Origin of the sequence: Streptomyces sp. AK02-01A (assembly GCF_033795305.1) — a bacterium.
Classification (GTDB): Bacteria; Actinomycetota; Actinomycetes; order Streptomycetales; family Streptomycetaceae; genus Streptomyces.
Genome location: NZ_JARBAE010000015.1, coordinates 1 through 20956 on the forward strand (window position 1 = coordinate 1; position 20956 = coordinate 20956).

A 20956-nucleotide genomic window follows, 5' to 3' on the forward strand; every position below is an offset into this window, starting at 1 on the left:
ACCCACCCTTGAAGTGCCCGGCCCGCCAGCGGAGATGACTTTTCGTGACCGAGTCGCCACGCAGTGGCACTTGCGTGTAGCGTGCGGCGCAAAGAACGACCCCCGCGGGTGCTACCAACACATCGCAGGGGTCTGACCAACGAGATCGAAAGCACCCACGATCTGATGGCTGTTCAGCAGCTTAATCCCGCTCCGCGTCCGTCCGCCCATCCCCACGCCAATCCGGGGTACGGAAAGCGGCTCGCTCCCTGCCAAAGCCCGCGCCGCGCCGACGACTTCGCACATCTGCCCAAGCGTGAGGCGGCGGTCGCCGGTTATGTCGACCGGCTGCCCGAGGGCTCCGACATCTCGGTGAAGACCCTCGCGAAACATCTCGCGGACTACGGCCAGTGCGCCGTGCGGACCGTGCTCAACAACCTCTCCCGGGCGGGACATCTGCGCCGCCACCGGGAGGCGGTCACCGGCCACGACGGGACGGTGCGATGGGTGTGGCGCACGCACTGGTCGCGGGCGGCCAGGGACAACGAGTGGTGGGACGCGTTCACATCGGGCGCGGACGTCCCGCAGGAGCCTTCGTCCCGGCCGGAGCCTTCGGCGCGGGCCCGGACCGAGGCGTACGACATCCTCGCGGCGCTCGGCCGGACCGACGCGCGACTCACGCTCTCCGAGCCCGAGTGCGGGGCACTGGAGGAGCTGGCGGCGCGGTGGTTCGAGCGCGGCGCGGGCCGGGCCCAGCTCGTCCAGGCGCTGACGGCGGGCCTGCCGGTGGAGGTGGCCGCGCCGTACGGCTTCGTACGCGCCCGGCTCCTCGCCAAACTCCCGCCGGAGCCTCCGCGTCCCCGGCGCGTGATGGAGTGCACGGACTGCGGCGTCCCAGGTGTTCCGGCCCAACTCCCGGACGGGCTGTGCCGGTTGTGCCGGGACGAGCCGCCGCCCGCCGGGCCGGAGGACACGCGGGCACCGAAGGGGGTCCGCGCCCGGGTGGAACAGCTCCGCACGGCTCTGCGGGGTCAGGTCGAGCTTCCCGGTCCGGTCGGCGTCACGCCGGAGACCGGGGAGCTGACCGGATTCGCCGACTGACCGCCTGCGGGCGCCCGGCCCGGCGCCGCCGTCGGGTCAGTCGTCCCGGGAGGCGGGCGGCCTCCCGGTGTCCTTGACGATCTTCGTGTCCTTGACGATCTTCTCCAGGCGGTCGAAGCGGGTGTGGAGCGCGCGCAGCTCGTCCGAGGCGCCCGCTCGCCCTTCCCGGCCGAACCGCTCGAAGGCCACCGCCAGTTCGTGCACGCGGTGTGCGGCGCCGCTGACGAACCAGGTGGCGAGGGACGCGGTGACGATGCTGAACATGGAGATCCCGGCGAGCATCACCACGGTGGCGATGACGCGCCCCCACGCCGTGACGGGATACAGGTCTCCGTATCCGACCGTGGTGGCGGTCTCGACGGACCACCACAGCGCGAGCGGGAACGAGGTGATGGTCGCCTTCGCCGCCGGAGTCTCGACCACCACGATGAGCCACGAGCCGCACAGCAGGACCAGCACGGTGATCAGCGCTGCCCACAGGGAGGCGCGGACATGGAGCCGCCGCCAGTGCTCACTTCGCAGCAGCCTCTTCAGCAGATACGGGAGGGACAGTGGCGGCATGGCGGACCTCGGTCGGCGGGAGCGGTGGACGCGCGGAGGAGATGCGCGGCGGGAGCCGGGCTTTCGCCATGAAACTACTGGTGAGCGGTGAGGCGGCGGCGTCCGACACACATCCGCGTGCCGCCGGGACCGGCCGTGCGGACCCCGTACCGGCTTGTACCGGCCCGTGCCGTACCGCCGGGCACCCTGGCCGCGTCACACCGCCACGTACCGCTAACCTCTGCCCAATGATCAGCCGAGCTGCGCTGCCGCCGCCTCCGCCGCCCGAGGAGACATGTCCCTGGCCCGACCGTGAGGCGCGGCTCGCCGACCGGGCCGCGGCCATGGTGACGCTGACCGGGCGCGGTCTCGGGATCGGACGGCTGGTGCTGCTCTGGCTGGTGGCGGCGGTCGCCGTGGTCGGCTGGGCGGCCGTGGGGCTGGCGATCGAGAGCTTCGAGCAGGGCGGTCTGGGTCAGGTGACCGGACTGGTGGCGCTGGTGCTCGCGGCGGTGTTCCTGGTGCCGGCGGCGGTCGCGGTCGGTTTCTGGCTGAGCAGAGGCCGTGACATACGGCAGCGGCTGGACGCCTGGGCGGCGCTCGGCCCGGACCGTGCGACGGATGTGCGCCTGCGGGCGCACTGGCGGTCCGTCGTCTGGCTGCTGCCGTCCGTGGTGCTGTGTCTGCTGGGAGTGTGGGAGACCGTCCGCGCCGTCCGTCCGACCGGCGCCGGAACGGAATCGGTCACCGTGGGTGAGACGGTGTACGCGCTGGGCCTCGGGATCACGGTGCTGGTGACCGGTCTGCTGGGAGTCACTCAGTCGCTCCGGCATCAGAGCTGGTCAGAGCGATTGCTTACACCGGGCCCGGTGCGCGGTGGCGGCGGCGCGCACCGCTGAGGCGGGTTTCCTCACGTCCGTCATATCCTGAAGAGGTTATACATGCGCCATTCAGGTTAAGGGGCGGCGGATGGACTGGCTCTGGTGGATTTTCATCTTCTTCCTCGTGGGCGGCTTCGGCTGGATAGCCGACACGGGCCGGACAGCGCTGCAGACCCGGCATGAGCGGAAAGTCGAACGCTTCAAGCTGGTGGAGAAGGAGCGGCGGGCCCTGGAGGAGGCCCACAAACCACCGGAGCCGATCTGTGGCTGCACGCACCATCTGGCGAAGCACGACCGGCGGGGCAAGTGCCACGAGGACGTGGAGGTGCCGACGGAGTGGGACGAGGACAAGAAGCCGCTGCGCTACGAGCTCCGGCAGTGCAACTGCCAGCAGTACGTGGGCCCGCAGCCGCTGTCGCAGATCTACGCGGATGAGCTGACCGACCTCTAGGGCATCGCCGGAGGCCGCCGGAGCGGGTGCGGGCCCGGAGGTCAGGTCCGTGCCGGATGGCCGATCAGCATCGTGGGCGCGCCCGCCACCCGGGTGAGGAAGACCGTCGAGGTGCCCGGGCCCTTGAGCTTCATACGGCGGCGCAGCTCCTCCGGTTCGACCGCGGAGCCGCGCTTCTTCACCGTGAGGATGCCCACCTCGCGTTCGCGCAGCAGGGCCTTCAGCCTCTTGAGGCTGAAGGGCAGTTCGTCGGTGATCTCGTAGGCGGTGGCGTACGGCGTGGGCCGCGGTTCGTCGGCCGTGATGTAGGCGATGGTCTCGTCGATCAGGCCGCCGTCCAGCTCTTCGGCCACCTCGGCGACCAGATGCGCGCGGATGACGGCGCCGTCCGGTTCGTACAGGAACCGGCCGGTCTTGCGGACGGACGGGTCGGGCAGGCCGCGGCCGGTGAGCGTGGCGCCGGAGGGCAGGAGCGTGGCGCGGCGGGCACCGGGGACGACGGCCTCCGGGCCGTCTGCGCCGTACCAGAGCACGGCTTCCTTGACATCGCCGCCGTCCGAGATCCACTCGGCCTCGAAATCGTCCGGGATCAGTTCGTGCGGAATGCCGGGCGCGATCTTGACGGCTCCGGTGCCCACTCGGCGTACCGCGTCGACCGCCCAGGACAGCGGTGGTGAGTACGCCTCCGGATCGAAGATCCTGCCTCGGCCGCCGCGCCGCGCCGGATCGATGAAGAGGGCGCGGGCTCCGGTCAGGTCGTACTCCAGGACATCGGCGCGGATCACCGTCGGGTCCGGGCCGCCGGGCGCCAGGGTCCGCACATTGGTCCTGGCGATCTCGCAGGTCAGCGGGTCGAGATCGACGGCCGTCACGGCGAAGCCGGCGCGGGCCAGCTCGATCGCGTCGCCGCCGATGCCACAGCAGAGGTCGGTGACGGCCGCCGCCGGAGCGAGGTCGTGGAACCGGGCGGCCCGGTGGGCGGCGACGCTGGAGCGCGTGGCCTGTTCGACGCCGTTGGGCGTGAAGTACATGCGGTATGCGTCTTCCGCGCCGAACTTCGCCACCGCGCGCTGGCGCAGCCGCGCCTGCGCCAGGGCCGCCGAGACCAGCTCGGCCGGGTGCTCGCGGCGCAGCCGGGTGGCGAGGGCGAGTTCCCGCGCGGGGTCGTGGTCGCGCAGCTCGGCGAGGAGCGCCTGGCCCTCGGCGGAGAGCAGATCGGCGAGGGAGGAGGAGGGAACGCGGTCGGTCACCCGCCCCATTGTGGGCCAGCCGGGCGATGGTGCGTGCCGGGCGGCGAGTGTCGGCCGGGCGGCGGCGCCGCGCGCTGACAGGATGCGACGCCATGCAGCTAGTACGACAAAACGAAAAAATGGTGACAAGAGTGATGGCGAAGAGAGGCAGGCGGAGCCGTGCGGTTCTGGCGGCGCTTCTGGTCGCCGCTGTCGGCTCGGCATGCGGTGTGGAGACCGGTGAATCGGCCAAGTCGCCGCCGGCCAAGGGCGCGGCCGGGCAGCAGAGCCATACGGCGGCCGAGGGCAGGCCGGGTCAGCAGGTGGCCGGGAAACACCAGCCCGGTTCGGCCGGTGCCCGCGCCGAGTACGCCGAGAACGTGCGCCGTACCCAGGCGGCGCGCGCCATCGCGGCCAAGAAGTGGGGGCTCGCCGCGACCCCGCTGGCGGCGCCGCCGCCGCCCGCGGTCAAGCCGCGCATCACCACCCGCCAGGGCTTCGAGGTCGAGGGCGGCGACGAGCTGCCGCCGATCTTCACCACCGTTCCGGTCAAGGACAAGGTCGTCTTCCTGACCATGGACGACGGCGCCGAGAAGGACCCGGAACTGCTGCGGATGATGAGTGAGCTGAAGATCCCGTACAGCGCCTTCCTCAGCGACTACGTCACCAAGGACAACTACGGCTACTTCAAGCAGATGCAGGACCGCGGCGTGTCCCTGCACAACCACACCATCAACCACCGTTACATGCCCGGTCTGTCGTACGAGGAGCAGAAGCGGGAGATCTGCGAGCAGCAGGACAACCTTGAGCAGCGGTTCGGGAAGCGGCCTCCGCTCTTCCGTCCGCCGTACGGCAACTACAACGTGGACACGCTGAGGGCCGCCAAGGAGTGCGGGGTGAAGGCCGCGCCGCTGTGGGCGTCCGAGGCGTTCCCCGACCATATGGAATGGCGCGAGTGGGACGAGGACCTGCACTCCGGCGACATCATCCTCACGCACTTCCGCGGGCCCGGGGACTGGAACGGCACCATGCCCGACATGATCCGCCAGGTGATGAAGACGATCACCGGCAGGGGCTATGCCGTGGCCAAGCTGGAGGACTACGTATGAGACCGGCGCACCGGCTACTGGCCGGCCTGCTGGCGGCCGGTGCGCTCCTCGCCGGCTGCGGCGCGCTGCTGACCGGGTGCGCGCCGTCCGTGGACCCGATCGAACGGCTGGGCCGCAAGGCGGCGCAGAAGGTGAGCCCGCACGCGTCGGTCCATGCTCTGGGCCATCCGGGCCCGGAAGGAGTGAAGCCGCATCTGGTCAGGACGCGGCTGCCGCACGGGGAGCAGCCGCGAGAGGTCTGCGGCCGGCAGGAACGGCTGCTGCGAGGCATCTGGGAACAGGGCGCCGCGACGGGCGGTCAGGAGGACTTCCCGTAAGCCTCCGGGCCCGGATACGGCGCGCGCCCGGGGCGGGGCGCGTGGCCGGCCGGGGCGTCGGCGCGGCGGGCTCGGCGGGTGCCCTCCGTACCGCCGCGCGGACGCCTCTCGGCCGTCTCACCGGTGCATGCGTTCATACAACGCATCTTCATACGGTCGTACGAAACCAGGGTCCCGGCGGCCTCGTTCTCCAGTCGAGACCAATCCGCCACGCCGACGCGCATTGGCACTCCGCTTGACCGAGTGCTAATCGCGGTCATAGTCTCAGGTCTGGCACTCCCCACTGGAGAGTGCCAAAGCGCGACTGGCAGGTCCGGCACCCGCGACGACGGGCCCACCTGGTCGCCACTCAGACAGTTAACCCCGTGAGATCTCCGAAGGGGGAGGTCGGATCGTGACGACCGCCAGCACCAAGGTTGCCATCAAGCCGCTTGAGGACCGCATTGTGGTCCAGCCGCTCGACGCCGAGCAGACCACGGCCTCTGGCCTGGTTATCCCGGACACCGCCAAGGAGAAGCCCCAGGAGGGCGTCGTCCTGGCTGTGGGCCCGGGCCGTTTCGAGAACGGCGAGCGGCTCCCGCTCGACGTTTCCGTCGGTGATGTCGTTCTGTACAGCAAGTACGGCGGCACCGAGGTGAAGTACAGCGGCGAGGAGTACCTCGTCCTCTCGGCTCGCGACGTGCTCGCGATCATCGAGAAGTAATTCACCCAAGATCGCTTTTGAGATGCGCCCCTGGCCCCCCTGCGAACGCCGGGCGGACAGGGGCGCATCTCATTTGAGAGGACACAGAAGCTCCCATGGCGAAGATCCTGAAGTTCGACGAGGACGCCCGTCGCGCCCTTGAGCGCGGCGTCAACAAGCTTGCCGACACGGTGAAGGTGACGATCGGCCCCAAGGGCCGCAACGTCGTCATCGACAAGAAGTTCGGCGCCCCCACCATCACCAACGACGGTGTCACGATCGCCCGTGAGGTCGAGATCGAGGACCCGTACGAGAACCTGGGCGCGCAGCTCGTGAAGGAGGTGGCGACCAAGACCAACGACATCGCGGGTGACGGCACCACCACCGCCACCGTGCTGGCCCAGGCGCTGGTCCGCGAGGGCCTGCGCAACGTCGCCGCCGGCGCCTCCCCGGCTTCCCTGAAGAAGGGCATCGACGCGGCGGTCAAGGCCGTGTCCGAGGAACTCCTCGCGACCGCCCGCCCGATCGAGGACAAGTCCGACATCGCCGCCGTGGCCGCGCTCTCCGCGCAGGACCAGCAGGTCGGCGAGCTGATCGCCGAGGCGATGGACAAGGTCGGCAAGGACGGCGTCATCACCGTCGAGGAGTCCAACACCTTCGGTCTGGAGCTTGACTTCACCGAGGGCATGGCCTTCGACAAGGGCTATCTGTCGCCGTACATGGTGACCGACCAGGAGCGTATGGAGGCCGTCCTCGACGACCCGTACATCCTGATCCACCAGGGCAAGATCGCCTCCATCCAGGACCTGCTCCCGCTGCTGGAGAAGGTCATCCAGGCGGGTGGCTCCAAGCCGCTGCTGATCATCGCCGAGGACGTCGAGGGCGAGGCGCTCTCCACTCTCGTCGTCAACAAGATCCGTGGCACCTTCAACGCGGTCGCGGTGAAGGCTCCCGGCTTCGGTGACCGCCGCAAGGCCATGCTCGGCGACATCGCCACCCTCACCGGTGCGACCGTCATCGCCGAGGAGGTCGGCCTCAAGCTCGACCAGGCCGGCCTGGACGTGCTGGGCTCCGCCCGCCGCGTCACCATCACCAAGGACGACACGACCATCGTCGACGGCGGTGGCAACTCCGGCGACGTGGCCGGCCGTATCAACCAGATCAAGGCCGAGATCGAGTCCACGGACTCCGACTGGGACCGCGAGAAGCTCCAGGAGCGCCTCGCGAAGCTGGCCGGCGGCGTGTGCGTGATCAAGGTCGGCGCCGCCACCGAGGTGGAGCTGAAGGAGAAGAAGCACCGTCTGGAGGACGCCATCTCCGCGACCCGCGCCGCGGTCGAGGAGGGCATCGTCTCCGGTGGTGGCTCCGCTCTGGTGCACGCGGCCAAGGTGCTCGAAGGCAACCTCGGCAAGGAGGGTGACGAGGCCACCGGTGTCGCCGTCGTCCGCCGCGCCGTCGTCGAGCCGCTGCGCTGGATCGCCGAGAACGCCGGCCTTGAGGGCTACGTCATCACCTCCAAGGTGTCGGAGCTGGACAAGGGCCACGGCTTCAACGCCGCGACCGGCGAGTACGTCGACCTGGTGAAGGCCGGCGTCATCGACCCGGTCAAGGTCACGCGCTCCGCGCTGGAGAACGCCGCGTCCATCGCCTCCCTGCTGCTCACGACCGAGACCCTGGTCGTCGAGAAGCCGGCCGAGGAGGAGTCCGACGCCGGTCACGGCGGCCACGGCCACAGCCACTGACGCGTACGGCTGAACGCACCGAGGCCCGGTGCCCCTTCGCGGGGGCACCGGGCCTCGGCGCGTTCGCGGTGCTTTCCGGCGTCCGCCGGGTCCGGGAGCGCGGCGCGCTACGCGGAGTGGTCCAGCGCCGCCGGATGCACGGGATCGGCGAACGGCAGTCCTCGCGCATAGCGCTCCACCTCGTCGAGCGCCTGATCGGCCATACGGTGGATCTCGCCGCCCAGGGAGCCCGCGACATGCGGCGTCAGCAGCACATTCGGCAGGTCGTACAACGGGGAGTCGGCGGGCGGCAGCTCGGGCTCCGTGACATCCAGCACGGCGCGCAGCCGGCCGGAGACCAGCTCGGGCAGCAGCGCGCTCTCGTCGATGAGCGAGCCGCGCGAGGTGTTGATCAAGGTCGAGCCGTCCGGCATCGCGGCGAGCTGTGCGGCGCCGATCATATGGCGGGTGGCCGGAAGCTGCGGAGCGTGGACGGAGACGACCTGGGCACGGGCGCAGAGTTCGTCGAGCGGTACGCACTCCACGCCGAGCGCCGCCGCGCCGGCCGCGTCCACATACGGGTCGTACAGCAGGACATCGAGATCGAAGGGGCGCAGCAGCTCGATGACGCGGCGGCCGATACGGGAGGCTCCGACGATGCCGACCGTACGGCGGTAGTTGCCCGAGCGGCCGAGCTCCTCCCGCCAGTCGTGGTCGGTGCGGAGATTCCGGTAGCGCTGGGCGGAACCCAGGATGTTCTTTCCCGCGAAGAGGATCGCGGCGAGCGTGTACTCGGCGACCGGGCGCGCGTTGGCGGCGGCGGCCGAGGTGACCGCGATGCCGCGTTCCCAGCAGGCGTCCGTGATGTGGTGCTTGACGGTACCGGCGGCGTGGACGACGGCCCGCAGCCGGGGCGCGGCATCGAGGACGCCGGCGGTGAGCGGCGGCGCGCCCCAGCAGGTGAGGAGCAGTTCGGCCTCGGCGAGGGCGGCGGCGACGGCGGGCGCCGGGTCGGAGAGCTGATGCGCGATCAGCGTGGGATCGGTACGGACGAGGCCGGTCAGCCGGGCCCGGTGGTCCTCGGTGAGCAGCCGTTCCGCGATTCCGGGACCCATGGAGAGCAGTGCGGACGGCCGGTCGCGTGGCGTCCGGCCGCCGGAGGAGGGCCGGTTGTCAGTGGTGTGGTGCATGGTGGAACTCAAGCTCCTCGTGGGTCACTGGGCGCTGGTCATCTGACGCTGGTCATCTGACGCTGCTCATCTGACGCTGGTCATTTGACGCTGCCGGCGGTGAGTCCGGCCTTCCAGTGTCGTTGCAGGGAGACGAAAGCGATGATCAGAGGGGTGACGGCGAGAAGGGAGCCGGTGACGACCATCGGATAGAAGGTCGGGTCGCTGTTCGCGTTGCTGTGCCAGTTGTAGAGACCGAGGCTCAGCGGGTAGAGGTTCCGGTCGGAGAGCATCACCAGGGGGAGGAAGAAGTTGTTCCAGATCGCGGTGAACTGGAAGAGGAAGACGGTCACAAAGCCCGGCATGATCATGCGCAGGCCGATCGACCAGAAGGCGCGCAGCTCGCCCGCGCCGTCGATGCGGGCCGCCTCCAGAGCCTCGTTCGGGATATAGCCGGCGCTGAAGATCCGGGACAGATACACGCCGAACGGATTGACCAGCACGGGGATCAGCACCGACCAGTAGGTGTTGATGGTGCCTGTCCTGACCGCCAGCAGATAGAGCGGGAGCGACAGCGCCGTGGAGGGCAGCAGTACGCCCAGCAGGACGACGGCGAACAGCTTCTCCTTGCCCGGGAACCGGTATTTGTCGAAGGCGTAGCCCGCCGCGACGCTCACCAGGGAGCAGCCGAGGGCGCCGACGCCCGCGTAGAGCAGGGAGTTGCCGTACCACCGGAAGTAGATGCCGTCCTGGTAGGACGACAGGGTCGAGAGGTTCTGGCCGGGGCTGAAGCCCTCGAAGGAGAACACATCGCCGCCGAGCAGGTTGCCGGCGTCCTTGGTGGCGGCGGTGACAAGCCAGATCAGAGGGAAGAGGGTGTACGCGGCGGCGAGCAGCAGCGCTCCGTTGACGGCGGACCTGGACAGCCGGCGGCTGGTGGCGGGACGGGTCGCCCGGACAGGAGTGCGGCCGGCGGTCCCGGGACGCGGGGACGGGAGCCGGGTGGCCGGGTCGACCACAAGAGGAGACGTCATGCCCGTGCCTCCTTCCGGTTGGAGAAGCGGGTGACGCCGAAGGAGAGCGCGGCGGCGACAAGGGCGATGAGGACGGACGCGGCGGCCGCGAGGCCGTAGTCGTTGCGTTCGAAGGCGGCGCTGTAGGCGTACATATTGGGCGTCCAGGTGCTGGTGACCGCGGATCCCGAGCCACGGCTGAGGATCAGCGGCTCGGTGAAGAGCTGGAGCGAACCGATGACGGTGAAGAGCAGCACCAGACCCAACGAGGCGCGGATCAGAGGGAATTTGATGCTGAGAGCGAGCCGCCACTGACCGGCGCCGTCCACGGTCGCGGCTTCCAGCAGCGAGCGGTCGATGGCCTGGAGGGAGGCGTAGAAGATCACGACGTTGTAGCCGAGCCATTCCCACAGCGCGATGTTCACCACCGAGGGCAGGGTGCCTTCGGAGGAGAAGAAGTCGAAGCCGAGGCCGCCGGCCTCCATGGCCTGGACGACCGGGCTGAGTTGCGGTGTGTAGAGATAGATCCAGATCAGCGCGGCGATCAGCCCCGGGATGGCGTGCGGCAGGAAGAGCGCGAGCTGGAAGAAGCGGCGGGCGCGGGCCAGTGCCGTGTCCAGCAGCAGCGAAAGGATCAGCGCGCCGCCGACCATCAGCGGGATATAGAAGGCGCAGTAGCCGAGGAGCACCCAGAAGCCGTCGCGGAATGCCTGGTCACCCAGGGCGTCCGCGTAGTTGCCAAGGCCATGGAAGACGGTCCTGGGCCCGTCGAATCCCAGCCCGGACTGCTTCTCGGTGAACAGGCTCAGCCAGAGCGCGTAGCCGATGGGGATCACCATCGCGACGGTGAACAGGACGAAGAAAGGAGCGAGGAGCACACCGGCGGCCACGCCGGTTCGGGTCTTGGCGCTGACGCCGGGGCCGTGGCCACGACGCGTCGTGCCGGTGCTGGTCCCGCTGGTACTGGTAGCGCCGGTGCTGGTCCCGCTGGTGCCGGTCTCGGTGGTCATGAGGGGTCCTCGACCTTCAGTCCGCGCTTCTTCAGATCGGTGACGGTCGCGTCGTGGGCCGTCTTGAGAGCGTGGCGGAGAGTGGAGGCGCCGCCGACGACCGCGCCGAGGTCGTCACCCAGCGCGGCGTTGGTGGCGCCGGTGCTCGGGCCCCAGACCCAGCCCGGGCTGATCGACGCTCCGGCTTTCGCGTACAGGCCGTAGAGGTCCTGGCCGCCGTAGAAGCTGGTGTCAAAGGCCTTGCGGGCGACCGGCACCATGGCGGGCGAGGCGGGCAGGGCGCTCGATGTGCTCGCTCCGATTCGCGCCTTGATACCTGCCTCGCTGGTGGACATCCACAGGGCGAACTCGACGGCGGCGGCGGTCTTCTCGCTGGTCCTGCTCACGGCGAAGGTGGAGCCGCCGATCATGCCGCTGGCCGGTTCGGCCGCGTCCCAGCTCGGCACCGGTACGGCGGCCCATTTGCCCTTCTCCTCCGGCACGATGCCCGCGAGCACGCCCGCGCTCCAGGACGCGCCGAGATAGCCGACCGTGGTGCCCTGCTTGAGAGAGCTGGTCCATTCCGGGCTGAACGACGAGGCGGTGCTGACCAGTTCGTCGTCGATCAGGCCCTGCCAGTACGTCGCGGTCTTCAGGGACGCGGGATCCGTGGTGTCGACGCCCCAGGCGTCCTCGCCGGTCCTGAACCACCGGGCGCCGGCCTGCCAGACCATCGCCTGGAAGAACGTCGGATCGTCCGGGAAGAAGGTGGCGATCCTGGTTTTCGGTGACACCTGCTTCACGCGCCGGGCCGCCGCGCGGAACTCGGCCCAGGTGCGCGGCGGTGCGATGTGGTGCCGCTGGAAGAAGTCCGTGCGGTAGTAGAAGACCTGCGGTGAGGCGTCGAACGGGATCGCCCAGTTGCGTCCGCCCAGAGTGGTCAACTGGATGGCGCCCGGCAGGAACTTCTTCTCGATGTCGTCGGTCACATAGCCGCTGAGGTCCTGGAGCGAGCCCTGGCTGACGAACTGGGAGAGCTGCGGATACTCGATGGAGAGCACATCGGGAGCGATGCCCGCCTTCACCGCGTTGGCGATCTTGGGATATCCGCCGAGGCCGCCGGACGGGATCTCCTCGAACTTCACCTTGATCGTGTCGTGGGAGGCGTTGAACGCGTCCACGACCTCCTTCGATCCCTTGGTCCAGGCCCAGAAGGTGAGGGTCACCGGAGCGTCGGCGGATCCGGCCGGAGCGTCGGCGCCGCCGCCGCACGCCGTGAGGGCGGCGAGCGCGGCGAGCGCCGTGGCGGCGCCGGCCACGGCGTGGAAGGGACGGGACCAACTTCGGCTCACGGCGCGGCTCCTGTGCGTACGGGGGACAGGCGGTGGCCGTGATACTTCGATCCGCCGTGAGCGGAGTCAAGTACGAAAGATTGATTGATCGAAAAATGATCGAATCGAGCGGTGAAATCGCGTCGGAATCGACTCGGGAGGTGGCGCGCGCGGTGGCTCAGGAGCCGGCCCGGCGGCCGGCCGGTCAGGTGTGCGGTACGGACGCTCCGGCCGCGCCGCAGGAGGCCCGCACGCGCAGCCGGGGCAGCAGCTCCACATGCCGGCGCGGCTCGTCCTCCGCCGCTCCGGCAGGCGCGGTCAGCCGCTGGACCAGCAGCTCGGCCGCACACCGGCCCACCTCACGCTTGGGCGGAGCGACCGCCGTCAGCGGAGTGTCGGCGAGGGCCGCGACCTCGTCGTCATAGGTGATGAGGGCCAGGTCGCCGGGGACCCGTACGCCCAGCTCCGCGAGGCGCCGCACCATCCGGATGGCGTCCTCGTCGTTGTGCATCAGCGCGGCGGTCGCCTCTCCGGCCCGCACCGCCGCGCACAGCGCCCGCGCCGCTGCCTCGAAGCGCTCCGGATCCCGCTCGGCCGAGGTGGAATCGATCACCGGCAGCGGCGCGCGGAGTCCCAGCGAGTCCAGCGCCTCGCCGTAACCGGCGCGTACGGCCAGCGCGGTCGGGCTGTCCGACCGCGCGACCAGCAGCGGCGCCCGGTGTCCCAGCCGTACGAGGTGGCGTACGGCGAGCAGCACACCGTGCGCGTGGTCGGAGCAGACCCGGTCCAGGCCGGCCAGCGGCCCGCCGGGCACCTCTCGGCGCTCCACCAGCACCGTGTCCACCGGAAGCCGCGCGATCCAGCCGCTGTACTCGGCCTGATGGCCCGGCTCCGTCCAGCTCGGCGCGAGAAGCAGTCCTTCCGCGCCGGCCGCCAGCAGCCCGGCCGCGTGCGCCGCGTCGTCCTCCGGCCGGTAGTCCGAGACCCGCAGGATCAGCCGGGCACCCAGGCGCGCGGCGGCTTCGTGCGCTCCGCGGATCACCTCGGCGAAGTAGTAGGCGGCGGCGGGCGCCAGCATGCCGAGGACCGGGCCGCCGCCGCCCGGCGCGATGCCCGCCGGGCCCTGCCGCTCGGGCCAGGACACCGAGCCGTGCACCCGGTCGAGCAGCCCGCGGACGGCCAGCGCCTCCACGTCCCGCCGCGCCGTGACGGGCGAGACGCCGAGCCGGGCGGCGAGGTCCGACACCCGTACGGTGCCGCGCTCGCGGACCAGGTTCAGCAGACGGTCATGACGTTCAGCGGCACCTTCGCGCACGGTGACGGCCCTCTCGCGTGTGATGTCCCGGACCGGCGATGTCCTGGATGTCACGACCCTAATGCGCCCGATCGAATGCCGGAAGATTCGATCATTCGATCAAGTCGTTCGCGCGGCGACGGATCCGCCGCCAGAGGCCGCCTGCCCAGAGGCCGCCTACTGGGGGCCGTACTTGCGCGTTTTCGAGGTGATCCCGCCGAGCAGCCCGCGCGGCGTCAGCTTCGCCGCGCCCATCAGCGCCTTGTATCGCGGATCTGGCACGGACACGACCTTTCCGCGCGCCAGATCCGCCAGCGCGGCCGGCACCACTTTGTCCGCGTCCAGCCACATCCAGCCGGGGATGGCCTCCGTACTCATACCGGCCCGTTCATGGAACTCGGTCCGGACGAAGCCGGGGCACAGCGCCATCAGCCGTACTCCGGAGCCCGCCAGATCCCCCGCCACGCCCTGGGTGAACTGCACGACCCACGCCTTGGAGGCGCCGTATGTCCCACGGGGCACGAACGCGGCCGTCGACGCCACATTGATGATCCCGCCCCGCCCGCGCGCCTTCATGCCCACGACCGCCGCCGAGGTCAGCCGCAGCACCGCTTCGCAGTGCACCTTCAGCATGGTCAGCTCGTCGGCCATCGGGACATCCAGGAAACGCCCCTTGTTCCCGAAGCCCGCGTTGTTGACCAGCAGATCGACCGGCTGCCTGCGATCCGAGAGCCGTGTCTCCACCGACGCGATCCCGTGGTCGGTGGAGAGGTCGGCGGTCAGCACCTCGGCCTCGATGCCATGCCGGTCGTGCAGCTCGGTGGCCTGGTCCTGCAAGCGCTCGGTGTCGCGGGCGACGAGCACGAGATTGTGCCCGTCCGCCGCCAGCCGCCGCGCGAAGGCGGCGCCGATCCCCGCTGTCGCACCCGTAATCAAAGCAGTCGTCATACGCGGCACGTTAGCGCCTGTGTCAGTGCCCCTGATGTACGTGGCGCGCGGCGGGAGGGCCCGCCTTCCTGCCCTTCTCCACCACCACGAACTGGCCCGTCATTCCCAGGTCCTCGTGGTACAGCGGATCCTGAACCGCACGCCGTGTACGGAAGTTGTGCGGCATCCCGTTGGCGTTCCGCACGGTCCAGGTCTGCGTCGTACCGCGTGTGACGGTCTCGTCGATCCGTCCCCTGTCCATCCGGCGGCCGTTGATCCCCGGTGCCCTCAGCTCGAAGAACCGTTCACGCGCCGCGAGCGAGCCGTCCGGCACCTCCGGCTCACCGGGCCGCACCCGCACCACGACCTCGGCCCGCTCTCCGGGCGGGAGCCGCACCCGGTCCATCCGCGCCGCCTGCTCCCGTACACACCAGGTATTCCGTCCAACGCGCCCCAGCTCAGAGCTGTTTCACCACGCCGGCGCCGAGCTTGGCGGCGTACTCGCGCGCCGTCCTCAGCTCCTCGGGATGCAGCGCCTCACCGGCGGCGAGGACGCGCGGCAGCAGCTCCCGCTCCAGAGTGACGGCCCGGAAGGCCATGGCCACCGTCACCTCATGAGCGGGCCGGTGGACGATCTCGATCGCGTCGCCCGCGCGGACCTCACCCGGCGTGATGACCCGCAGATACGCTCCGGTCACGGCCTGCCGGGTGAAGCGCCGGACCCAGCCCCGCTCGCCGAGCCAGCCCTGGAACGTACGGCACGGAATCCGCCCGCTCGTCGTCTCCAGCACCACGTCGGAACCGATCCGCCAGCGCTCACCGATCTTCGCGCCGGTGATGTCGAGGCCGGACGTCGTGAGATTCTCGCCGAAGGCGCCGTTGGCCAGCGGCCGTCCCAGCTCCCGCTCCCAGAAGTCCAGATCCTCCCGCGCGAAGGCGTACACGGCCTGGTCGGTGCCGCCGTGGTGGCGCAGATCGCAGACCGTGTCGCCGGCGACACCGCTCGCGCCCTTTCCCTTGGGGCCGGGATCCGCCAGCCGGACGGGACCGTCGGCCGGACGCTTGTCGATTCCCGTGGCGCCGCCCGGGGCGTCGCTGTACTCCACGGCCTTGGGCCGGCCCACATTCACGGTCAGAAGCTTCATACGCGGCACGATATCGGCCCACTCCTCAAACGAACGCCCGTTAATGAGCGGCACACTCCAAGACACGCTTATGGTGTGACGGTGATCGAAGCCCGTCATCTCCGTGTTCTGCGCGCCGTGGCCGCCACGGGTTCCTTCTCGGCGGCCGCGCGCGAGCTGGGCTGCACACAGCCCGCCGTCAGCCAGCAGATGAAGGCGCTCGAATCGTCCGCGGGCACCCCGCTGATCGTCCGCACCGGCCGTGAGATGCGGCTGACGCAGGCCGGTGAGGTGCTCGTACGGCACGCGACGGGCATCCTCGCCGGACTCGTCGCGGCGGAGGAGGAGATCGCGGCCATCGCCGGACTGCGGGCCGGCCGGGTGCGGCTGGTGTCGTTTCCCAGCGGCAGCTCCACCCTGGTCCCGACCGCGCTCGCCGCACTGCGCGCGGCCCATCCGGGCACCAGGGTCTCGCTCGTCGAGGCCGAACCGCCCGCGTCCGCCGAGCTGCTGCGCGGCGGCGACTGCGATGTGGCTCTCGCGTTCCGGTACGGCGGATCCGCCGCGGAATGGGACGACCTCGTCGTGCGTCCACTGCTCGTGGACCGCCTCGTCGGCCTGGTCCCGGAGGGCCACCGGCTCGCGGACGCGGAGCAGGCCGCCATGGGCGAGCTGGCCGAGGAGCCATGGATCGCGGGCTGTCCGCGCTGCCGCACACAGCTTGTCGACGCCTGCGAGAAGTCCGGGTTCACGCCGCGGATCGATTTCGCGACGGACGACTATCCGGCCGTGATCGGCCTGGTGGCGGCGGGCCTCGGGGTGGCGATGCTGCCGGAGCTGGCACTGGAGTCGGTGCGGCCCAAGGGTGTCCGCACGCTCAGGGTCGAGCCGCCGGTCCACCGGGAGATCGTCGCGCTGACCCTGCCGGACCTGGCGAGGGTCCCGGCCGTGGCGGCCACGCTGGACCACCTGGTCCTGGCCGCCGCGCGCTGACGGCGCTCGCGGTCCCGCGGCTGACGCGTCGCTGACACCGTTCCTCTCACCGCTCGGCACTCAGCTACCTTCGCGGCGAGAAGGATGAACGTTTCTTCTCTTCGGGTGTCAGTCGTTCGTGTGGTCGTCGGGTCCGGTGCCCGGGCCGGACGTCGACGCCGTGATCAGCCTGGTGCGCGCCCGTCCCATCAACTCTTCGCGTTCGTCCTCCGTCAGTCCGCCCCACACGCCGTACGGCTCCCGCACCGCCAGGGCGTGCGCCGCGCATTCCGCGCGGACCGGGCATCGCATACACACCTCTTTCGCGGAGTTCTCACGCGCGCTTCGTGCCGCGCCCCTTTCCCCCTCCGGGTGGAAGAAGAGCGAACTGTCCACACCGCGACAAGCCGCCAGGAGCTGCCAGTCCCACAGATCTGCGTTCGGTCCGGGAAGGCGGGAGAAATCTGCCATTGCTCATGTCCCCTTGAAACCGTGCTGAGGCGGATACGGGCCGCTTGGACGCCGGGCACGAGCCCGACGCGCTGCCCGCACCGGTGCTCACGACGGTACATCTACTGTGTAAGTAGATGTAAATATGACTCATTGCGAATCTAGCCACAGACACCAGCAAAAGGGAAGAAAAGCCGCTAAATGGGGCATAGCTCTGAGTGAACCCCGGGCGACCTGCGACGCTCTTCTCTGTGCCCGACCCCTCACAGCGAGTGGCGAACTCGCTCACCCGACCCGTAACTCTTTCGAGTGACCGTCGTTGAGTGTGCGAGGCGGTTGAGAGAACGAGCACTCGGGCACACGTCCGAGAGCGTCAATCGCACAGGTGACGATATGTACCCAGCCTGGAGGCTCAAGGTGACGCGCATCAGCTGCGGAGGACGGTCATGACATCCGTCCTCGTCTGTGACGACTCCCCGCTTGCCCGAGAGGCGCTCCGCCGCGCGGTCGCGACCGTGCCCGGTGTCGAGCGCGTGACCACCGCGGCCAACGGCGAGGAAGTCCTCCGCCGCTGGGGCGCCGATCGTTCCGACCTGATTCTGATGGACGTACGCATGCCGGGGCTGGGCGGAGTCGAGACGGTCCGCCGGCTGCTCTCCGCCGACCCCGGCGCCCGGATCATCATGCTCACGGTCGCGGAAGACCTGGACGGCGTCGCGCTCGCGGTCGCCGCGGGTGCCCGTGGCTATCTGCACAAGGACGCCTCGCGCGCCGAACTGCGGGCCACCGTCACCCAGGCGCTCGCCGACCCGACCTGGCGGCTCGCTCCGCGCAGACTGCGTTCGGCAGAGATGGGCGCGGCTCCCACGCTCACCGCGAGGGAGATCCAGGTGCTCGAAGGCATGAGTCACGGCCGCTCCAACGCGGAGATCGGCCGTGAGCTGTTCCTCTCCGAGGACACGGTCAAGACGCACGCCAGGCGGCTCTTCAAGAAGCTCGGCGCCTCCGACCGCGCGCACGCCGTGGCGCTCGGTTTCCGCTGGGGCCTGGTCCGCTGACGCGACGGCCCGCACCCCCGCCCGCCGCGAGGTGGGCGGGGCCACGTACGCCCGTACGCAAACGTTTCCCGGCCGATGCCGCATCCTTGAGTTGTGGAGTTCCTCGGGGACGAGTCGGACGAGCGCGAGGGGAGGGCGCAGGGGATGAGTTCTGCCGCACCCGCTCATAACGCTTCGGTGCACAACTACGGACGCGGTGCCGCCAATCATGAGCCGCCAAGGCACCATGGACCGATGCGCGACGACGAGACCACGGTGATCGGTGCGCTCGTTCACCGTGCCGTCGACGGCGATGAACAGGCCACGCACGATCTCCTGGCCCGCGTTCATCCGCTCGCGCTGCGCTACTGCCGTACGCGGCTGAACCGGCTGCCCGGTGACGCGCGGCACTTCGTGGAGGACCTCGCGCAGGAAGTCTGTGTCGCGGTCCTGATGGCCCTGCCGCGTTATCGCGACACCGGCCGGCCCTTCGAGGCGTTCGTCTTCGCCATCGCCGGACACAAGGTCGCGGATCTCCAGCGGGCCGCCATGCGGCACCCGGGATCCACGGCCGTGCCGTCCGACGAGATGCCGGAGCGGCCGGACGACTCGCTGGGCCCGGAGGAGCGCGCACTGCTCAGCAGTGACGCCGAGTGGGCCAAGAAACTGCTCGCCAATCTTCCGGAGAACCAGCGCGAGCTGCTGGTGCTGCGGGTCGCGGTCGGCCTGACCGCGGAGGAGACGGGCCAGATGCTGGGGATGTCCCCGGGCGCGGTACGGGTCGCGCAGCACCGCGCGCTCAGCAGACTGCGGGCACTGGCCGAGCAGTGATCCGGCCGGATCACCACCGCTCGTACACAGGCGCCGGCCGGTGAAACGGGCGCGTGCCGCCGTCGGCGACGTATGAACGTACAAAGCCAATCGGTGATCTGCATCGTGGAATGAGAGGACCGTGGAGCCCGTTAGCATGGACATCCGCACCGATCAAGGCCATTTGGGAAGGGTGTCATGACTGCAAACGTCGACGGAGTGCCCGAGAAATTCGCGACGCTCGGGCTGACATACGACGACGTGCTGCTGCTCCCGGGCGCCTCGGAAGTGCTGCCGAACCAGGTGGACACGTCCTCCCTGGTCTCCCGGAACGTCAAGGTGAACATTCCGCTGCTCTCCGCCGCGATGGACAAGGTCACCGAGGCACGCATGGCGATCGCCATGGCACGGCAGGGCGGCGTCGGTGTTCTGCACCGCAATCTCTCCATCGCCGACCAGGCCAACCAGGTCGACCTGGTGAAGCGCTCCGAGTCCGGCATGGTCACCGACCCGATCACGGTCCACCCGGACGCCACGCTCGCCGAGGCCGACCAGCTCTGCGCCAAGTTCCGGATCAGTGGTGTCCCGGTCACCGACCGCGCGGGCAAGCTCCTCGGCATCGTCACCAACCGGGACATGGCCTTCGAGGCGGACCGTACGCGCCAGGTGCGCGAGGTCATGACCCCGATGCCGCTCGTCACCGGCAAGGTCGGCATCTCCGGCGTGGACGCCATGGAGCTGCTGCGCCGTCACAAGATCGAGAAGCTGCCGCTGGTCGACGACGCGGGCATTCTCAAGGGCCTCATCACCGTCAAGGACTTCGTCAAGGCGGAGAAGTACCCGAACGCGGCCAAGGACGCGGAGGGCCGGCTGCTGGTCGGCGCCGCCGTGGGAGCCAGTCCCGAGGCGCTGGAGCGGGCCCAGGCGCTGGTCGCGGCCGGTGTCGACTTCCTGGTCGTGGACACCTCTCACGGGCACAACAGCAACGCGCTCGGCTGGATGTCGAAGATCAAGTCGAGCGTCCCGGTGGATGTCATCGGTGGCAATGTGGCCACCCGTGACGGTGCGCAGGCGCTGATCGACGCCGGTGTGGACGGTGTCAAGGTCGGTGTCGGGCCCGGTTCGATCTGTACCACCCGCGTGGTCGCCGGTATCGGCGTTCCGCAGGTCACGGCGATCTACGAGGCCGCGGTGGTCTGCCAGGCGGCGGGCATCCCGGTCATCGGCGACGGCGGCCTCCAGTACTCCGGAGACATCGGCAAGGCGCTCGCGGCCGGTGCCAGCACCGTGATGCTCGGCAGTCTGCTGGCGGGCTGCGAGGAGTCTCCTGGCGAGCTGCAGTTCATCAACGGCAAGCAGTTCAAGTCGTACCGCGGCATGGGCTCGCTCGGTGCCATGCAGTCCCGTGGCCAGGGCCGTTCGTACTCGAAGGACCGTTACTTCCAGGCCGAGGTGTCCTCGGACGACAAGCTGGTCCCCGAAGGCATCGAGGGCCAGGTGCCCTATCGCGGACCGCTGGCGGCCGTGCTGCACCAGCTCGTCGGCGGACTGCGCCAGACCATGGGATATGTGGGCGCGGCCTCCATCGACGAGATGGAGCGCAAGGGCCGGTTCGTCCGGATCACCGCGGCCGGCCTCAAGGAGAGCCACCCGCACGACATCCAGATGACGGTCGAGGCACCGAACTACAACCAGCACTGAGTGTGAGCGTCCGTGAGGGGCGGTCCCGGGCTTCCGGGACCGCCCCTCACCGCTGTGCGCGACACTTCCCGGCCCGGGAGACGGGCGCCTGGGACGCACCGGGGACGCGGGTGTCGGGGATACTGGGAC

General features: G+C 69.9%; 22 protein-coding genes. 11 read left to right on the forward strand and 11 right to left on the reverse strand.

Translation table 11 applies throughout. From position 1 onward, the window contains the following. Nucleotides 1–165: 165 nt before the first annotated feature. Nucleotides 166–1080, forward strand: a complete 915-nt coding sequence (locus tag PV679_RS16295) for a hypothetical protein (RefSeq protein WP_319680969.1) — start codon at nt 166–168, stop codon at nt 1078–1080. A gap of 36 nt (nt 1081–1116) precedes the next feature. Here PV679_RS16295 and PV679_RS16300 read toward each other — a convergent pair whose 3' ends face one another. Beyond that, complete coding sequence (locus PV679_RS16300) at nt 1117–1641, reverse strand: potassium channel family protein (RefSeq protein WP_319680970.1); 525 nt, start codon at nt 1639–1641, stop codon at nt 1117–1119. Nucleotides 1642–1868: 227 nt separating this feature from the next. Here PV679_RS16300 and PV679_RS16305 point away from each other — a divergent pair, with 227 nt between their 5' ends. Together PV679_RS16305 and PV679_RS16310 are read left to right on the forward strand one after the other, a co-directional pair. Then, entirely contained in the window at nt 1869–2519 is a 651-nt protein-coding gene (locus PV679_RS16305) for a hypothetical protein (RefSeq protein WP_319680971.1), read from the forward strand. A 70-nt stretch (nt 2520–2589) separates the two neighbouring features. Continuing rightward, nucleotides 2590–2952 carry a hypothetical protein gene (locus PV679_RS16310; protein ID WP_319680972.1) on the forward strand — a complete coding sequence of 121 codons (363 nt, stop codon included), beginning with the start codon at nt 2590–2592 and terminating at the stop codon, nt 2950–2952. A 41-nt stretch (nt 2953–2993) separates the two neighbouring features. Here PV679_RS16310 and PV679_RS16315 read toward each other — a convergent pair whose 3' ends face one another. Then, nucleotides 2994–4211: a class I SAM-dependent methyltransferase gene (locus PV679_RS16315; protein WP_319680973.1), complete on the reverse strand. Its 1218-nt coding sequence runs from the start codon at nt 4209–4211 to the stop codon at nt 2994–2996. 83 nt (nt 4212–4294) lie between these two features. On the opposite strand from PV679_RS16315, the gene PV679_RS16320 reads away from it, so the two are divergent. From PV679_RS16320 to groL, 4 genes are all read left to right on the forward strand, one after another. After that, entirely contained in the window at nt 4295–5290 is a 996-nt protein-coding gene (locus PV679_RS16320) for a polysaccharide deacetylase family protein (RefSeq protein ID WP_416069735.1), read from the forward strand. Beyond that, nucleotides 5287–5607, forward strand: a complete 321-nt coding sequence (locus PV679_RS16325; RefSeq protein ID WP_319681105.1) for a hypothetical protein — start codon at nt 5287–5289, stop codon at nt 5605–5607. The genes PV679_RS16320 and PV679_RS16325 overlap by 4 nt, the downstream gene beginning before the upstream one ends. A gap of 394 nt (nt 5608–6001) precedes the next feature. After that, entirely contained in the window at nt 6002–6310 is a 309-nt protein-coding gene (gene groES, locus PV679_RS16330; RefSeq protein WP_023539274.1) for a co-chaperone GroES, read from the forward strand. A 95-nt stretch (nt 6311–6405) separates the two neighbouring features. Next, complete coding sequence (gene groL, locus PV679_RS16335) at nt 6406–8031, forward strand: chaperonin GroEL (RefSeq protein WP_319680974.1); 1626 nt, start codon at nt 6406–6408, stop codon at nt 8029–8031. A 107-nt stretch (nt 8032–8138) separates the two neighbouring features. Here the strand turns inward: groL and PV679_RS16340 are convergent, their stop codons facing one another. The 8 genes from PV679_RS16340 to PV679_RS16375 all read right to left on the reverse strand — a co-directional run bounded on the left by PV679_RS16340 (nt 8139) and on the right by PV679_RS16375 (nt 15878). Then, nucleotides 8139–9200 (reverse strand): hydroxyacid dehydrogenase, encoded by a 1062-nt coding sequence (locus PV679_RS16340; RefSeq protein ID WP_319680975.1) that lies wholly within the window; start codon nt 9198–9200, stop codon nt 8139–8141. A gap of 80 nt (nt 9201–9280) precedes the next feature. After that, complete coding sequence (locus tag PV679_RS16345; protein ID WP_319680976.1) at nt 9281–10213, reverse strand: carbohydrate ABC transporter permease; 933 nt, start codon at nt 10211–10213, stop codon at nt 9281–9283. Continuing rightward, complete coding sequence (locus PV679_RS16350) at nt 10210–11202, reverse strand: sugar ABC transporter permease (protein WP_319680977.1); 993 nt, start codon at nt 11200–11202, stop codon at nt 10210–10212. Before PV679_RS16350 ends, PV679_RS16345 begins: the two co-directional genes overlap by 4 nt. Beyond that, on the reverse strand, nt 11199–12533 hold the full coding sequence (locus PV679_RS16355; RefSeq protein ID WP_319680978.1) for a sugar ABC transporter substrate-binding protein: 1335 nt from the start codon (nt 12531–12533) through the stop codon (nt 11199–11201). Before PV679_RS16355 ends, PV679_RS16350 begins: the two co-directional genes overlap by 4 nt. Nucleotides 12534–12717: 184 nt before the next feature. Beyond that, nucleotides 12718–13827: a substrate-binding domain-containing protein gene (locus PV679_RS16360; protein WP_319681092.1), complete on the reverse strand. Its 1110-nt coding sequence runs from the start codon at nt 13825–13827 to the stop codon at nt 12718–12720. Between the two features lie 156 nt (nt 13828–13983). After that, nucleotides 13984–14754, reverse strand: a complete 771-nt coding sequence (locus PV679_RS16365) for an SDR family oxidoreductase (RefSeq protein ID WP_319680979.1) — start codon at nt 14752–14754, stop codon at nt 13984–13986. Nucleotides 14755–14776: 22 nt separating this feature from the next. Beyond that, nucleotides 14777–15139 (reverse strand): hypothetical protein, encoded by a 363-nt coding sequence (locus PV679_RS16370; protein ID WP_319680980.1) that lies wholly within the window; start codon nt 15137–15139, stop codon nt 14777–14779. Nucleotides 15140–15191: 52 nt separating this feature from the next. After that, the gene (locus PV679_RS16375; RefSeq protein WP_319680981.1) at nt 15192–15878 is read right to left on the reverse strand and encodes an MOSC domain-containing protein; all 687 of its coding nucleotides are present in this window, start codon (nt 15876–15878) and stop codon (nt 15192–15194) included. Nucleotides 15879–15959: 81 nt separating this feature from the next. Between PV679_RS16375 and PV679_RS16380 the strand changes: the two genes are divergently transcribed. After that, nucleotides 15960–16850, forward strand: a complete 891-nt coding sequence (locus PV679_RS16380; protein WP_319681094.1) for a LysR family transcriptional regulator — start codon at nt 15960–15962, stop codon at nt 16848–16850. 108 nt (nt 16851–16958) lie between these two features. On the opposite strand, the gene PV679_RS16385 is transcribed toward PV679_RS16380, so the two are convergent. Continuing rightward, complete coding sequence (locus PV679_RS16385; RefSeq protein WP_319680982.1) at nt 16959–17300, reverse strand: WhiB family transcriptional regulator; 342 nt, start codon at nt 17298–17300, stop codon at nt 16959–16961. Between the two features lie 425 nt (nt 17301–17725). On the opposite strand from PV679_RS16385, the gene PV679_RS16390 reads away from it, so the two are divergent. The 3 genes from PV679_RS16390 to guaB all read left to right on the forward strand — a co-directional run bounded on the left by PV679_RS16390 (nt 17726) and on the right by guaB (nt 20827). Further along, entirely contained in the window at nt 17726–18337 is a 612-nt protein-coding gene (locus PV679_RS16390; RefSeq protein ID WP_003948568.1) for a response regulator transcription factor, read from the forward strand. 234 nt (nt 18338–18571) lie between these two features. Continuing rightward, nucleotides 18572–19147: a sigma-70 family RNA polymerase sigma factor gene (locus PV679_RS16395; RefSeq protein ID WP_030351487.1), complete on the forward strand. Its 576-nt coding sequence runs from the start codon at nt 18572–18574 to the stop codon at nt 19145–19147. 177 nt (nt 19148–19324) lie between these two features. Continuing rightward, entirely contained in the window at nt 19325–20827 is a 1503-nt protein-coding gene (guaB, locus tag PV679_RS16400) for an IMP dehydrogenase (protein ID WP_319680983.1), read from the forward strand. Nucleotides 20828–20956: the final 129 nt, after the last annotated feature.

What these genes read in the sequence shown, in the direction of transcription:
- PV679_RS16295 (WP_319680969.1), top strand. Translation starts at nt 166, where the DNA reads ATGGCTGTTCAGCAGCTTAATCCCGCTCCGCGTCCGTCCGCCCATCCC.
- PV679_RS16300 (WP_319680970.1), bottom strand. Translation starts at nt 1,641, where the DNA reads ATGCCGCCACTGTCCCTCCCGTATCTGCTGAAGAGGCTGCTGCGAAGT.
- PV679_RS16305 (WP_319680971.1), top strand. Translation starts at nt 1,869, where the DNA reads ATGATCAGCCGAGCTGCGCTGCCGCCGCCTCCGCCGCCCGAGGAGACA.
- PV679_RS16310 (WP_319680972.1), top strand. Translation starts at nt 2,590, where the DNA reads ATGGACTGGCTCTGGTGGATTTTCATCTTCTTCCTCGTGGGCGGCTTC.
- PV679_RS16315 (WP_319680973.1), bottom strand. Translation starts at nt 4,211, where the DNA reads ATGGGGCGGGTGACCGACCGCGTTCCCTCCTCCTCCCTCGCCGATCTG.
- PV679_RS16320 (WP_416069735.1), top strand. Translation starts at nt 4,295, where the DNA reads ATGCAGCTAGTACGACAAAACGAAAAAATGGTGACAAGAGTGATGGCG.
- PV679_RS16325 (WP_319681105.1), top strand. Translation starts at nt 5,287, where the DNA reads ATGAGACCGGCGCACCGGCTACTGGCCGGCCTGCTGGCGGCCGGTGCG.
- groL (WP_319680974.1), top strand. Translation starts at nt 6,406, where the DNA reads ATGGCGAAGATCCTGAAGTTCGACGAGGACGCCCGTCGCGCCCTTGAG.
- PV679_RS16340 (WP_319680975.1), bottom strand. Translation starts at nt 9,200, where the DNA reads ATGCACCACACCACTGACAACCGGCCCTCCTCCGGCGGCCGGACGCCA.
- PV679_RS16345 (WP_319680976.1), bottom strand. Translation starts at nt 10,213, where the DNA reads ATGACGTCTCCTCTTGTGGTCGACCCGGCCACCCGGCTCCCGTCCCCG.
- PV679_RS16350 (WP_319680977.1), bottom strand. Translation starts at nt 11,202, where the DNA reads ATGACCACCGAGACCGGCACCAGCGGGACCAGCACCGGCGCTACCAGT.
- PV679_RS16365 (WP_319680979.1), bottom strand. Translation starts at nt 14,754, where the DNA reads ATGACGACTGCTTTGATTACGGGTGCGACAGCGGGGATCGGCGCCGCC.
- PV679_RS16370 (WP_319680980.1), bottom strand. Translation starts at nt 15,139, where the DNA reads ATGGACCGGGTGCGGCTCCCGCCCGGAGAGCGGGCCGAGGTCGTGGTG.
- PV679_RS16375 (WP_319680981.1), bottom strand. Translation starts at nt 15,878, where the DNA reads ATGAAGCTTCTGACCGTGAATGTGGGCCGGCCCAAGGCCGTGGAGTAC.
- PV679_RS16385 (WP_319680982.1), bottom strand. Translation starts at nt 17,300, where the DNA reads ATGGCAGATTTCTCCCGCCTTCCCGGACCGAACGCAGATCTGTGGGAC.
- PV679_RS16390 (WP_003948568.1), top strand. Translation starts at nt 17,726, where the DNA reads ATGACATCCGTCCTCGTCTGTGACGACTCCCCGCTTGCCCGAGAGGCG.
- PV679_RS16395 (WP_030351487.1), top strand. Translation starts at nt 18,572, where the DNA reads ATGCGCGACGACGAGACCACGGTGATCGGTGCGCTCGTTCACCGTGCC.
- guaB (WP_319680983.1), top strand. Translation starts at nt 19,325, where the DNA reads ATGACTGCAAACGTCGACGGAGTGCCCGAGAAATTCGCGACGCTCGGG.